Annotated in this window: 10 protein-coding genes; 6 read left to right on the forward strand and 4 right to left on the reverse strand. The window is 60.1% G+C overall.

From position 1 onward, the window contains the following. The first annotated feature begins 105 nt into the window (after nt 1-105). The 5 genes from G5380_RS05400 to yciA all read left to right on the forward strand — a co-directional run bounded on the left by G5380_RS05400 (nt 106) and on the right by yciA (nt 7,946). Nucleotides 106-1,752 carry an NAD(P)-binding protein gene (locus tag G5380_RS05400; protein ID WP_421352483.1) on the forward strand — a complete coding sequence of 549 codons (1,647 nt, stop codon included), beginning with the start codon at nt 106-108 and terminating at the stop codon, nt 1,750-1,752. Next, nucleotides 1,749-5,324 (forward strand): pyruvate:ferredoxin (flavodoxin) oxidoreductase, encoded by a 3,576-nt coding sequence (gene nifJ, locus G5380_RS05405; RefSeq protein ID WP_421352484.1) that lies wholly within the window; start codon nt 1,749-1,751, stop codon nt 5,322-5,324. Before G5380_RS05400 ends, nifJ begins: the two co-directional genes overlap by 4 nt. Before the next feature lie 267 nt (nt 5,325-5,591). Beyond that, nucleotides 5,592-6,407: an SH3 domain-containing protein gene (locus G5380_RS05410; RefSeq protein ID WP_421352485.1), complete on the forward strand. Its 816-nt coding sequence runs from the start codon at nt 5,592-5,594 to the stop codon at nt 6,405-6,407. Nucleotides 6,408-6,663: 256 nt separating this feature from the next. Then, nucleotides 6,664-7,482, forward strand: coding sequence for an NAD-dependent epimerase/dehydratase family protein (locus G5380_RS05415; protein WP_421352486.1), 819 nt, complete (start codon nt 6,664-6,666; stop codon nt 7,480-7,482). Nucleotides 7,483-7,541: 59 nt separating this feature from the next. Continuing rightward, nucleotides 7,542-7,946: an acyl-CoA thioester hydrolase YciA gene (gene yciA / locus G5380_RS05420; RefSeq protein ID WP_005337875.1), complete on the forward strand. Its 405-nt coding sequence runs from the start codon at nt 7,542-7,544 to the stop codon at nt 7,944-7,946. Here yciA and G5380_RS05425 read toward each other — a convergent pair whose 3' ends face one another. Next, a complete protein-coding gene (locus tag G5380_RS05425) occupies nt 7,947-8,171 on the reverse strand; it encodes a hypothetical protein (RefSeq protein ID WP_005344394.1) in 225 nt (74 codons plus the stop codon). It lies immediately after the preceding gene. 107 nt (nt 8,172-8,278) lie between these two features. Here G5380_RS05425 and G5380_RS05430 point away from each other — a divergent pair, with 107 nt between their 5' ends. Further along, the gene (locus G5380_RS05430) at nt 8,279-9,124 is read left to right on the forward strand and encodes an endonuclease/exonuclease/phosphatase family protein (protein WP_005337873.1); all 846 of its coding nucleotides are present in this window, start codon (nt 8,279-8,281) and stop codon (nt 9,122-9,124) included. 106 nt (nt 9,125-9,230) lie between these two features. On the opposite strand, the gene G5380_RS05435 is transcribed toward G5380_RS05430, so the two are convergent. From G5380_RS05435 to G5380_RS05445, 3 genes are all read right to left on the reverse strand, one after another. Further along, nucleotides 9,231-9,527, reverse strand: a complete 297-nt coding sequence (locus G5380_RS05435; RefSeq protein ID WP_224970215.1) for a GrxA family glutaredoxin — start codon at nt 9,525-9,527, stop codon at nt 9,231-9,233. A gap of 94 nt (nt 9,528-9,621) precedes the next feature. Further along, a complete protein-coding gene (dacB, locus tag G5380_RS05440; protein ID WP_058056004.1) occupies nt 9,622-11,061 on the reverse strand; it encodes a D-alanyl-D-alanine carboxypeptidase/D-alanyl-D-alanine endopeptidase in 1,440 nt (479 codons plus the stop codon). 124 nt (nt 11,062-11,185) lie between these two features. Next, nucleotides 11,186-12,946, reverse strand: a complete 1,761-nt coding sequence (locus tag G5380_RS05445) for a DEAD/DEAH box helicase (protein ID WP_421352487.1) — start codon at nt 12,944-12,946, stop codon at nt 11,186-11,188. Between the last annotated feature and the right edge of the window lie 60 nt (nt 12,947-13,006).

Consider the following 13,006-nt stretch of genomic DNA (forward strand, 5'->3'; position numbering starts at 1 on the left):
TTCTAACGCTTTCGCTTCTTCCCCATCCGGCCACCGTCCGCTTCGGCTACACGGTATCAAGCGCCATCGGGTGGGGCCTGTCACACAAAAAGAAGAAAGCAATGTATGAGCAAACAACTGGACATGACCCCATTGCCGGATCTCTCCCTGAAAACGGGAACAGGCCCGGTGCGTACCCGGCTACCCGTCTGGCGGCCGGCCCTGCCACCCTGCAATCACGCCTGCCCGGCCGGAGAAAATATCCAGGCCTGGCTCTCTTTGGCGCAGGCCGGTCGTTTTGAGGCGGCCTGGCAGACCCTGATCGAAGAGAACCCCTTGCCCGCCATTCATGGCCGGGTCTGCTACCACCCCTGCGAGAGCGCCTGCAACCGCGGTCAGGTGGATGAATCCGTCTCCATCCACGCCATCGAGCGTTTCCTCGGCGACGAGGCGCTGGCCCGTGGTTGGCAGCCCGCAAACCCTGCCCCTGCCAGCGGCAAGAAGGTGTTGGTGATCGGCGCCGGCCCCTCCGGCCTCTCCTGCGCCTGGCACCTCAACCGGCTTGGCCATCAGGTGGAGATCCGCGAAGCGGGGCCGCTGGCGGGCGGCATGCTGCGTTTCGGCATTCCCGCCTACCGTCTGCCCCGCGACGTGCTGGATCGGGAGGTGGCTCGCATCGTGGCGGCCGGGGTGACCCTGACCCTCAACCACAAGGTGGCGGATGTGCTGCGCGAGCGCGACGAGGGGGGCTTTGACGCCGTCTTTATGGCCATCGGCGCCCATCTGGCCAAGCGGGTCGATATTCCTGCCCGGGAAGCGGGAAAAATCCTCGATGCGGTGAGTTTCCTCGAACAGGCGAGCCTGGCCGAAGAGCAGGGCTTGCCGCCCCCTAAACTGGGACGGCGGGTAGCGATTTATGGGGGGGGCAACACCGCCATGGATGCGGCCCGTACCGCCCGTCGCCTCGGTGTAGAAGAGGCGATGATCATCTACCGCCGCGATCGGGACCATATGCCTGCCCACGCCTTTGAAGCCGACGAGGCCGAGGAGGAGGGTATCAAGATCAACTGGCTGCGCAGCATCCGCCAGCTCGACAACACCAATATCGAGGTGGAGGTGATGGCGCTGGATGCCGAGGGCAAGCCGGTGCCAACCGGCAAGTTTGAAACCCTCGAAGCGGACTCCCTTATTCTGGCGCTCGGTCAGGAGGTCGACCTCTCGGTGCTGGAGAGCATTCCCGGTGTGCGGGTCAACAAGGAGGGAGTGGTGCAGGTGGCGGGTAACCTGATGACGGATGTGCCGGGTCTGTTTGCGGGCGGCGACATGGTGCCCTCCGAGCGCACCGTCACCATCGCCACCGGCCATGGCAAGAAGGCAGCGCGCCATATGGATGCCTGGCTGCGCGGTCGCCACTACCAAAAGATGGTCTCCTACCCGCTGGTGGGGCCGGAGCAGTTGCAGCTCTGGTTCCAGACCCACGCCCCGGCCAGCAGCCAGCCGGTCAAACCGGCGTGGGCGCGGGATGACTTTGGCGAGATCATCGGCGGGCTGGATGAGGTGGCCGCCCGCTACGAGGCGGCGCGCTGCTACTCCTGCGGCAACTGCTTCGAGTGTGACGGCTGCTATGGCAGCTGCCCCGAGCAGGCCATCGCCAAGCTGGGGCCGGGCAAAGGCTATCAGGTGGATGCCGAGCGCTGCACCGGTTGCGGTGCCTGTCATGACCAGTGCCCTTGTCACGCCATTGAGCTGCGCCAACCGGAGGAGTCCCAATGAAACATGAACTGATCATGGTCGACGGCAACGAAGCCGCGGCCCGGGTGGCGTACCAGCTGAGCGAAGTGTGTGCCATCTACCCCATTACCCCGAGCTCGACCATGGCCGAACTGGCCGATGCCTGGGCGGCGGAGGAGCAGACCAACCTGTGGGGCAACATTCCCACAGTGGTAGAGATGCAGAGCGAAGGGGGGGCGGCCGGCACGGTACACGGCGCCCTGCAGGCGGGGGCGCTCGCCACCACCTTCACCGCCAGTCAGGGGCTGATGCTGATGCTGCCCAACATGTACAAGATCGCCGGTGAATTGACCTCGGCGGTGTTCCATGTGGCGGCCCGCTCGCTGGCGGCGCAGGGGCTGTCGATCTTTGGCGACCATCAGGACGTGATGGCAGCGCGCAGCACCGGCTTTGCCATGCTCGCCTCCGGCTCGGTGCAGGAGGCGCAGGACTTGGCCTTGGTCGCCCACAGCGTCACCCTGCAGTGCCGGGTGCCCTTTATCCACTTTTTCGACGGCTTTCGTACCTCCCACGAGGTGAACAAGATCACCGCCCTGCATCGGGATGAGATCCGGGCGCTGATCGACAACGATTGGGTACGCGCCCACCGTGCCCGGGCGCTGAACCCGGATCATCCGGTGATGCGCGGTACCGCCCAGAACCCGGATACCTATTTCCAGTCCCGCGAGAGCGTCAACCCCTTCTACGAAGCGGTACCGGCGCGGGTGCAGCAGTGCATGGACAATCTCGGCGAGCTGACCGGCCGCCACTACCGGCTGGTGGAGTACCACGGCGCGCCCGATGCCACCGACGTCATCGTACTGATGGGCTCGGGAGCGGCCACCGCCCGCACGACTGTGGATTGGCTCAATCAACAGGATCGCAAGACCGGGGTCTTGGTTGTGCGCCTCTATCGCCCCTTCCCGGTACAGGCGCTGCTCGATGCGCTACCGCAGAGCGTGCGGCGCATGGCGGTGCTGGATCGCACCAAGGAGCCGGGGGCGGGCGGCGAGCCGCTGCTGCTGGATGTGCAGAGCGCCCTTATCGACGGTTTGCAGCGCGGCCTTATCAAGCGGCTGCCCTGGCTGAGCGGCGGTCGCTATGGCCTCTCTTCCAAAGAGTTCACCCCCGCCATGTGCGCGGCGGTGTTCGAGGAGTTGGCATCCGATGCGCCGCGCCCCCGCTTTACGGTGGGGATTGTGGATGATGTGTCGGGCCTCAGTCTGGCCTGGCACCCCATCGGCGATCTGGAGCCTGCCAGCCGGGTGCGGGCGCTCTTCTTCGGCCTCGGTGCCGACGGCACTGTGGGCGCCAACAAGAACAGCATCAAGATCATCGGTGAGCTGGAGGGCTTCCACGCCCAGGGCTACTTCGTCTACGACTCCAAAAAGTCGGGCTCGCGCACCGTCTCCCACCTGCGCTTTGGCCCCGAGCCCATCGACGCCCCCTGGCTTATCGAGCAGGCGAGCTTTATCGGCTGCCATCAGTGGGGCTTTGTCGAATCGGTCGATCTGCTGGAGCACGCCGCCGAAGGGGCGACCCTGCTGCTCAATGCCCCCTACGAGGCTGACAAGGTGTGGGGCCAGCTGCCCGAGCGGCTGCGTGCCCGCATTCGCGCCCTCGATATCCGCCTCTACTGCATCGATGGGGATCGGGTGGCCGAGCAAAACGGCATGGGCAATCGCATAAACACCATTATGCAGACCTGCTTTTTCGCGCTGGCCGGAGTCTTGCCGCGGGATGAGGCCATTGCGCTGATCAAGGAGAGCATCGAGAAGAGTTATGCCCGCAAGGGGCCCGAAGTGGTTGAGCGCAACTTCGCGGCGGTGGATGACACTCTGGCTCATCTCCATCAGGTGGCCATCCCGGCCGGTGAGGAGCAGATCAGCGACTATCCGCTACCGCTGGCACCGGGTGGCAGCGAGTTTGTCCAGCGGGTCACCGGCGAGATGCTGGCGGGGCGTGGCGATCTTATTCCGGTCTCCATGTTGCCGGTGGATGGCACTTACCCCACCGCCACCAGTCGCTTCGAGAAGCGGGATATCGCCCGCGAGATCCCGATCTGGCACTCCGATATCTGCATCCAGTGCGGCAACTGTGTCTTTGTCTGCCCCCACGCGGCGCTGCGGGCCAAGTTCTACCATCAGGACTGGCTGGCGACCGCCCCCGAGGCAGCCCAGTCGGTGCCCGTTACCGCCAAGGGCTTCCCCGACAGCCGCTACACCCTGCAACTCTATCCGGAGGATTGCACCGGCTGCGGTCAGTGCGTGCAGGCCTGTCCGGTGCGGGTCGGGGCCGATGAGGAACACGAGGGCGAGCGCGCCATCACCATGATGGACAAGGCGCCCCATCTGGCTGGCCAGAAACAGGCGCTGCGCTGGTTCGAGAGTCTGCCGTGGCCTGCCCGCGAGCGGGTGGATTTCTCCACGGTGCGCGGTGCCCAGTTCCTCGAACCCCTGTTCGAGTTCTCCGGTGCCTGCGCCGGCTGTGGCGAGACCCCCTATCTCAAGCTGCTGACCCAGCTGTTTGGCGATCGCATGCTGGTAGCCAACGCTACCGGTTGCTCCTCCATCTATGGTGGCAACCTGCCGACCACGCCGTGGGCCAAGAATGGCGAAGGGAAGGGGCCAGCCTGGTCCAACTCCCTGTTCGAGGACAACGCCGAGTTTGGCTTTGGTTTTCGTCTCACCGCCGATCAGCATCACGGTCAGGCGGTGGCAGCCCTCGAAGCGATGAAGGGGGAGCTGGGCGCCGAGCTGGTCGATACCCTGATTAGCGCCCCGCAGCGGCTGGAGTCGGAGATCCGCGCCCAGCGCACCCGGGTCGCGCAAGTGCGCGAGCGGCTGGAAGAGGTAAAGTCCGGCAAGGCCCGCGAGCTGCTGTCGCTTATCGATCAGCTGGTGCGCCGCTCGGTCTGGATCATCGGCGGCGATGGCTGGGCCTATGACATCGGCTCGGCGGGGCTCGATCATGTGCTCGCCTCCGGGCGCGATGTGAACGTGCTGGTGATGGATACCGAGGTCTACTCCAACACCGGCGGCCAGATGTCGAAATCGACCCCGCTCGGTGCCGTCGCCAAATTCGCGGCGGGAGGCAAGACGCTGGCCAAGAAGGATGTGGCGTTGCAGGCCATCTCCTACGGCAACGTCTATGTTGCCCGCATCGCCTTTGGTGCCAACCCGCAGCAGGCGCTGCAGGCCTTGCGTGAGGCGGAGGCCTATCCGGGCCCGTCGCTGATCATCGCCTACAGCCACTGTATCGCCCACGGCATCGATATGGAGTTTGGCCTGACCCAGCAAAAACGCGCGGTGGCCTCTGGTCACTGGCCGCTGATGCGCTACAACCCGGTACTGCGCAGATCGGGGCAGAACCCCTTCAGCCTCGACAGCCTGCGCCCCTCCATTCCCCTTGCTGAATACCGGCAGGAGGAGATCCGTTATCGGGTGCTGGCCCAGAGCCATCCGGAGGAGGCCGAGCGGCTGATGCAGGTGGCGCAAAAAGTGGCGTGGCAGAAGTGGGCCACCTACGAGGAGATGGCCACCCGCGAAGCCAGCCATTTCCATCCGCCGGTGTGAGTATGGGGTGAGTGAAATATAACCAAGCGGGCCATTGGCCCGCTTTTTGTGTGGAAAGAAAGTGAGTTGTCTGTTGAGTAAAAATATACAATTTTCCGAAAAAGTTTGGTGTTATGTAGAAATTCGTCAGTACTAGCACATTGAGAAAAATGAAAATAATGGATAATCTACGTGCAAATCTAATTAAAGGGAACACGTAAAATGAGCCAGTATATAGAGGGCGTCGAAAAGTTTTATTCGCTATCGAATCAACCGTGGATGAAACAGATGGACAGAATTCAATCTATTCTAAATCCAGCGTGGAGGAAGGAAATTGAACGTATTAATGCTATTCAAAAGTCTATTATTAGTCCAGAAGTTACACTGCTTTCTCAGTCCATAAATAAATACAAAATTAATCTGACTTGGTTGGATGAATTTTCCCAGCTCGGGATACAAAAATACCTGAGGTCTATTGAGCGAAATATCCCAGCATTCAATAATCTTACACACCTCCCTAACGAGTTTATTTTGACATTAAACTTGTTGAAACAACATCGGACCTTGATTCAAAGTGTTGATTTTTATGAGTGTTCAGCCGAATTAGTTGAATATGAAGATGGCTCTGATATTTCCAGTGTATTATCTGAAGTAAACGAAACACTTAGAGAAAGTAGTTTATCTCGACATTCATTATTAGAAGCCCTTCAGAAACTTCCAGGGTTCTTTAAAGTTATTATACTGTTGTTTATAACTGAAATAATTGCACCGATAACTGTTGATATATACATTAAACCTGAGATTGAAGAGTTTCTAAGGAACAATGATGAACCTCGTAGAGTTCAGACTAATGCGATTAAAAAACTTCCTAAAAGTATCGGTGTAGATGTAACACCTCTAAACAGATTTATTAGCGGAGATGAGGTTCGATTGAGATCTTTACCATCTATCAAGTCAGAGATAATTATGACTTTAAATTTTGGGCAATCTGTATACGTTCTTGAAAAGAATCGTAGTTGGATAAAGGTTGCAATACCTCAAAAACAAGGTGAGCCGTTAGAAGGCTGGGTGTTTACTGAATATACAGAGCGCTTTAATAAATAGCTCTAGCTAGTTGTGCAAAACATAGCCAATACATTGATGGTCAAGTGTTCCTTTGCCGAGGTTGCTACAGAAATATATGTTATTGATGAATGAAAATAGAATGATGTGACAGCGAGAGAGATTCAGTGAAATTGACGCAGAACAGATACAAATATTACCAGCTCAACAGCATTTATCTATCTGCAAGCCAAGGCTTCCTTTTCTTTCCAAGGCAGGTAAGCTGCGGGGCAAATAGCGTCAAACAGGAGAAGGGACGATGACAGAACAAGATATCGCCGGGACGATCAGTATTCTGGGGGCGGGGTGGCTCGGGCTGCCGCTGGCGCGGGCCCTGCTGGCGGCAGGCAAGCAGGTGGCGGTGACGGTCAGCAGCGCCGAGAAGGCGGCCCGTCTGCAGGGAGAGGGGATCAACGCCTATCCGCTGACGATTTCTGCCCATATGTCGGATGCGTGGCCCATCCCCTGCGAATCGTTGGTTATCTGCGTACCGCCCAGCAAGACCGATGACTACCCGCAGGCGGTAGCAAAGGCCTGCGCGTTGGCCAAAGCGCACGGCACGCGGCGGGTGCTGTTTGTCAGCGCCACCTCGGTATGGGGCGCAGGACAACAGGAGGGGGAAGAACCCCAACCCCGCCATGCCCGTGGCGAGCGGATGCTGGCGGCGGAGCAGGCGGTGCTGGCGGCCGGTTTCGAGACGGTGATGATAGTGCGCCCCTCCGGCCTTTATGGCCCGGATCGTCATCCCGGCCGTTTCCTCGCGGGCAAGACCCTCGATGGCGGCGCCCAGTCGGTCAATCTGGTCCATCTGGACGATGTGGTGGCGGCTTGCATGCTGCTGCTGGAGCGGGGCAAGGACGGGGATGTGTTCAACCTGAGCGCGCCTGTGCATCCGCGCCGCGAGCAGTTCTACCCCTTTGCGGCGCGCCAGCAGGGGCTGCCTGTGCCGGTCTTTATCGAGCCTGCCGGTGAATTCCAGCCCATCGACGGTCAGCTGATTTGTCAGCAGATGGGATTCAACTATCGCTGGCCCGATCCGGCCCACTGGTTTGCCGAGCTCGCCGCCTCGGGCAATTGAGGTTTGCCAAGGGGGTGATCGCCCCCTATCATGCCGCCATCCATGAGAGAGAGGCGGTAATGATGGTAGATACAAAACGTCACCCCGATGGGGAGTTGTTGCTGAGAACCCTGGCAATGCCAGCCGATACCAACCCCAATGGCGACATCTTTGGTGGCTGGATCATGTCCCAGATGGATATAGGTGGGGGCATTATGGCCAAGGAGCTGGCAAAAGGACGTATTTGTACCGTATCCGTCGAAGGCATGACCTTTCACAGTCCGGTCAAGGTGGGCGATGTGGTCTGCTGCTACGGCCGCTGCATGAAGATCGGCCGCAGCTCCATGAAGCTCAAGCTGGAGGTGTGGGTCAAGCCGGTACTGCGGGAAAACGATGCCCAGCGTTACTGTGTGACCGAGGGGATCTTCACCTATGTCGCCATCGACGAACAGGGCAAATCCCGCCCGGTTCCGGTGAGTGCCTGATTAAATCAGCCGGGCATTGATGATGGATATTTCCTGCTCAAGCCCGGTTTTTTGCCGTATCATGCGTTCCAGCATCTCTTCCGAGCCCACATATTGCAGGGTGTCGAACAGGCAGAGATCGCATTGAGGGTCCCGTCTTATCTGATAGACGGTGGACAGCTCCACTTGATGACAATTTCCTTGTTGATCATAAAACGTCACGTTGTACCGAAGTTCTTTCGCCATGAGACAAGGTCCTTCTGGTTGGGTGGAACAGGGACTATCAGCTTAGTCGGCGTGAATGACGTTTGTGATGGTCGCAACAAAAAGCAAAGGCGGGCGGTTGTTAGCCAATGAAAAATAGTTATCGCATTCTTGGCACCTCCCTGCTGACCCTGGGGTTGGTAGGCTGTTTTGAGGTGCCGGATCAGAACCATCTGGTCACAGCTCAAGGGATTGTGCCGGGACTCGACTGCCAGCGTCCGCCGCTGGTAGCGTTGGCGACCACGGCGCTGCCCCGTGAATTCGGGGTGACGGTGTGGAATCTCTACAAGGGCCAGCGTAAAAACTGGCGTGAAGGGATGGACAGTTATGCCAAGGGGCAGGATCTGGTGCTGCTGCAAGAGTCGGCCACCCGTCCCGATATGCTCGACTGGCTGCGCGCCGGTGATTTCCAGTGGCAACAGCTGCAAGCTTTCACCCAGGGCGGCGTCTCGTTCGGGGTAATGACGGTGGCCAAGACCCCGCAGGCGTTCGTCTGTGGCGTGCGCTCTCCCGAGCCCTTGCTGCGCATCCCCAAATCCGGGCTGGTGAGCCTCTATCCGCTGCAGGGCGATCCTGATGGCGTGATGGTCATCAATATCCATGCGGTCAACTTCGAACTGGGGATGGCCACCTTCCGCGAGCAGCTCAACGATCTGACTGCCTTGGTGCGCCGCCATCAGGGGCCGGTGATCCTGGCCGGTGATTTCAATACCTGGAGCGACAAGCGCCAGTTCTGGCTGAACAAACTGGTGGACGAGCTGGGTCTGCAAGAGGCCGTGCCGGTGCCTGATCTGCGCCGCACCGCCTTCGGTCGCCCGCTGGATCACCTCTACTACCGCAATCTGGATCTGGTCGAGGTGAGTTCACCGGCGACCGACAGTTCGGATCACAACCCCATCATTGCGCGTTTTGCCGCCCAGTCGGTGACCCCCTGATCGGGGATGATGTGCGCGTGTTGCCCATACAAAAATCCGGCGCCTGATGGCGCCGGATTTTTGTATACGCTCTGGCGGTCAACCCGCTCGGGATGACCCGCAGGCATTACTGGTAGAGACCCAGATTCGCTTTGGCGTAGGCTTCGAAATCGGTGCAGCCACCGATGTGCTGCTCATCCAGGAAGATCTGCGGCACGGTATTGACCGGCTTGCCGGCGCTCTTGGCCAGATCTTCTTTGGTGATGCCTTCGGCATGGATATCCACGTAGCGGAATTTGAAGTCATCGCGCTGTTCGGTCAGCTGCTCGGCGATCTGTACGGCACGGACACAGTAGGGGCAACCCGGGCGACCAAAAATCACTGCAAACATATTTTCTCTCCGTTTTTTAAGCCGTTTTTGTATGGCCGTTGATATGAGGCAGGCAACAGCATAGCCCTGCCTCGTGGCGACTTGAAGCCGAAATTATCGATACCCTGATTCGAGTGGGCCTATTGGCTCAGCTCTCATCGGCGATCTGGATCGGCTGCTGCTGATAGATGCTCTCCAGCACCCCCTTCTCGAACACAGTCCAGGGCCACGGCGCCTTGCTGGCACGGTAGCGCTCATGGGTGGCCGGATCTTGGGACAGGCCGCGCTGGAACATCACGAATGCCTTGCGCTGGCCGCCCGCGGTATCGATAAAGCCCACCAGATTGGAGGTGCCGGTGATGGTACCGGTCTTGGCGTGGACCTTGTTCTTCATCATGGGAGCGGTGACGCTGCGGCGCCACGCCAGGGTGCCATCCACCTGGGAGCTTGGCAGCAGCTTGATCAGGCCAAGTTCGGCATCGTTTTTCTGGATGAAGTTCAGCACCGACATCATCTGACGGGCACTGATGAGATTGTGGGCTGAGAGACCGGAGCCGTCTGCCAGAGTGGCGTTGCCCAGATCGATGCCGTTCTTGGTCAGGATGGCGCGCACCGCCATGGTGCCGCTGCGATAGCTACCTGGCTTGTTGTAGTAGTGACGGCCCACGGTTTTGAGGAAGGTATCGGCGTAGAGGTTGTCCGATTTCTTCAGCATCTTGGCCAGCATTACCGGCAGGGAGACCGAATAGTGGGTGCCGAGGGTCTCTGCCCCTTCAGGGGCCTTGTGGGTGACCCGCAGCAGGCCATCATGCTTGATACCGGCACGGTTCATCGCCCAGCGGATGTTGTCCCAACCCCAGGCTTCCACATCGTGAATGGCGAAACGCAGTCCCTGCGGCTCCTTGTTCGGGGTGATGCAGCCCTTGAGCTCGTAGAAGTTGCCCTTGGCCATGTCCACTTCCAGTGCGCAGAACTGGCGCGCCATGTCGCCATAGCTCATCACTTCCACGTTGTCGGCACCGATGCCGATGGGCACGCCGGTAGCTACATTGCCCACCGCCGGTTTGCCAATCTGGGTGGCAGTGATGGTGCCGTAGGCGCAGTTCTTGTCGATGATGACCGAGGAGACGGGCGCAGCGAAGCAGAGGGTCTGATCCCCCCACGACCAGCCGTTGCCGCGCTCGTAGCCGTTGTAGGCGCCGGTGTTGACGTAGACATTGCCCTTGATGCTGCTGACGCCGAGCTGTTTGAACAGGGCCAGCAGATCCATGCGGGAGAGGGTGGGGTCGCCGACGAAGTTGATCCAGATATCGCCGTTGATGGTGTCACCCTGTTTGGCACCGGGTTGGGCCTGAATGTCAGTGGCGAAGCGGAAGTCGGCACCCAGCTCGAGGCGGGCCGCCAGCGCGGTGAGCACCTTCATGGTGGAGGCGGGGGCGATCATCTGATCCGCGTGGCGGGCGAACTCGACGCCGTTATTGCCCTGCACCATGATGGCGTACTGGCCACCCTGAGGGGGCGTCAGCGGGGCGGCATGAGCCGCCAGAGAAGAAAAGAGAGCACAAAAACCAATCAACAGCCGCTGCATAACATCCTCTAACGTGACGAAGGGGCCAGACCGATAGCACTGACCCTGATAATTCAACCTTGTTTCACCCGCCGATGCGGGATCGACGGGATAACGCAATTCATGCCATGTATGCCGGTCGCCATCATGTCATCGAGTTGGCGGTACGATAGCGACCCTCATAATCAAAAATTTTCTCTTTTATCTGCCAGAAGCGACCCGATTTGCGGGCGATGACAAAATCCGGATGACGGAACTGGCTTTGCGCGGCCAGCACGCTCGCCAGGGTGGCAAATTCGGGCTCCAGCCCCGGGGCGGGCCAATGATGACGCACAAAGTGCTGTTGAAACAAGCGCCGTGCGCCCGGGGAGTGAAATCCGAAGTATTCACTGAGGGTCAATCCATCCTCATCGTGGTAGGTCACCTCCAGCCGCTCCCCCTGTTTGCCGCGCCCTGCTGTGAGGGTTAGCCCCGCACAGCGGATCACCATACAATCCTTGAGATTGAGCGCCTCTTTGAGCTTGTCGTCAGGGTCCACCAGCAGCTGATCGCAGCTCTGGCAGCGGCGGGCGGCGATGTCGTTCTCCGCGCCACAGCCGGGGCAGATCTTGGCGCGAAAGCGGTAGTCGCACTCTTCACGGTTGCCCTCGTCATCTTCAAACAGCCCCTGACAGCGGCGTCCGTAGTGCTCGATCACCTTGCCATCCTCGTCGGTCTTGCCCCAGAAGGTGTTGGCAAAACCGCAGGCGGGGCAGGGTACTTGTACCGGCTCGGTACTGGCGTGGGGGCGAGGCTCCCCCACTTCGGGGGCGAACAGGTTGAAGTTGTTGCCCGCATAGTCGAGCACCAGACAATCGCTCTTGCCCGGCGAGAGGCGCAGGCCCCGCCCCACGATCTGCTGGTAGAGGGAGACCGACTCAGTGGGCCTGAGCATCACGATAAGATCGACATGGGGGGCGTCGAAGCCGGTGGTGAGTACCGCCACGTTGACCAGAAACTTGAGCTCCCGCGCCTTGAAGGCGCTGATAAGGGCATCGCGCTCCGGCCCCGGCGTCTCGCCGGTGATAAGGGCTGTCTGCTGGCCTCGGGCGCCCAGCAGACCGTGAATTTCGCGGGCATGCTCGACGGTGGCGGCGAAGATCATCACCCCCTGCCGGTCGGCGGCATACTCCAGCACCTGACTCAGGATATGGGGGGTGACCCGCTGCTGGCGCTTGAGCTCTCCGTTGAGATCTGCCTCGCTAAAGAGGCCGTTCTCCCGTGCCACCAGCTTGCTGAAGTCGTAGTGGACGATGGGGGCATCCACCATGCGCGGCGGAGTGAGGTAGCCGTTTTTCACCATAAAACGCAAGGGCAGCTCGAACACGCAGTCGCCAAACAGCCGCTCGCCGTGGCTCTTGACCATGCCGTGGTAGTGGCGCCGGTAGATCCAGCCCAGCCCGAGCCGATAGGGGGTGGCGGTGAGGCCGAGGATCTTGAGTGCGGGATTGGCGGCCTTGAGGTGGCCTAACACCTGATGGTACTGGCTGTCGTCATCGAGCGAGACCCGATGGCACTCATCGATGATCAGCAGCGAAAACGCCCCGTCGAAGGCCGCCAGATTGTGGGCGACCGACTGCACCGAGCCGAACACCACCTGGGCGCTCGCCTCCTTGCGATCCAGGCCGGCAGCGAAAATATCGGCCTTGAGCCCCCACGCCTCGTATTTAGCGTGGTTCTGCTCCACCAGCTCCTTGACGTGGGCCAGCACCAGCACCCGACCGCGCGCTTTGCGGGCCAGCTCGGCGATCACCAGACTCTTGCCGGCCCCGGTGGGCAGCACCACTACGGCGGGATCCGGGTGTTTGCGAAAGTGGCTGATCACGGCGTTGACGGCGTCGGTCTGATAGGGTCTGAGAACGAACATGCAGGCTTGGGTATGTCGATGTGGGGTGGTGCAAGATGGCGCCATTATAGGGTGCTTGCC

It is taken from the genome of Aeromonas sp. 604443 (genome assembly GCF_049170315.1).
Classification (GTDB): Bacteria; Pseudomonadota; Gammaproteobacteria; order Enterobacterales; family Aeromonadaceae; genus Aeromonas; species Aeromonas veronii_A.